This is a genomic window from Pedobacter namyangjuensis (assembly GCF_003313325.1).
In the GTDB taxonomy this organism is placed as follows: Bacteria; Bacteroidota; Bacteroidia; order Sphingobacteriales; family Sphingobacteriaceae; genus Pedobacter; species Pedobacter namyangjuensis.
Genome location: NZ_QMHQ01000019.1, coordinates 1 through 1,061 on the forward strand (window position 1 = coordinate 1; position 1,061 = coordinate 1,061).

Here is a 1,061-nt window from a genome sequence, read left to right on the forward strand (position 1 = left end):
GCATTCCCGTAAGCGACGACTTTTTTTATGAAAATTTTGAAATAGAAAAGCCCGAAGACTACGAAAAGTTAAAAAACGAGCTTACAGAGGCTAAAAAGGCAACTTTAGAGCAAATGCAAGAAAACAAAAACGCAGATACCCCCCCAGCTTCGGACAAGAAAAACAAACAAAAGCTCCATTTCTTCACAGACGACGAAGACCTAAAGCTATGGGATAGGATTAAAAGTTTTTTCGCATAAGCCCCGAAATATCGGGGCATGATTTACTAAACCTTTACGACGGTTGTTGCACTCATGCCATTACTTTAGCGGCTAATGATAGTAATTACGATAAGATATTAGAAGACCTTTTAAAACGTATTTACGACGGTAAAATTGGCGCTAACGAAATAGATTATAATTACTACAATTACATTAGTGCGGTTTTATCAACGGCGCTCACTAAGGTAATAGGTACGGCAATGTACCCAACAACCGATTATCGTAATACGTTAAAAGCCTACTTTCAGCAAAACATTTATCAGTTTTCGGGCGCTAAGAGCTTGGCAACCTTAAAAACTTACAATAAGCTTTTGTTAGACGAAAACGGCGAGTTGAGAAGCTGGGAGCAATTCAAATCTAAGGTTGCGGATATTGACCCAATTTTAAACGTACACCATTTAAACGTTGAGCGTAACGACGCTATTGCCGCCGTACAAATGGCGGACAAGTGGCAAGGGCTTAAACAATTTGCCATGCTGGAATATAGCACCGTTGGCGACGATAGAGTTAGACCAAGCCACGCCGTTTTAGATAAGCTCATTATTAAAACCAACGACCCGCTTTTAGACAAAATCTACCCGCCTAAAGACCACGGTTGCCGATGTAACATGATACCAGCACCAAGCGGCGCAACTCCTACTGATAGAAGCTTAGTTAAAACCTATGCCGACGAATTGGAAACAAAACCATATTTCAAGGGCAACGTTGGTAAAAAAATGGTGGTTTACGACGAAGAGCATCCGTATTATAGCTACCTAAGCAAAAAATCGGAGTTACAGGCCGAGCGCAATTATGGCATGC

At 41.0% G+C, this 1,061-nt stretch carries 2 protein-coding genes; both read left to right on the plus strand.

The features are described from left to right. Positions 1-239: hypothetical protein (locus DUT69_RS19015; protein ID WP_262511047.1), on the plus strand; the 239-nt coding region annotated here is incomplete at its 5' end. Between the two features lie 221 nt (positions 240-460). Continuing rightward, on the plus strand, positions 461-1,061 hold a 601-nt coding region (locus DUT69_RS19020; RefSeq protein ID WP_262511048.1), incomplete at its 3' end, for a phage head morphogenesis protein.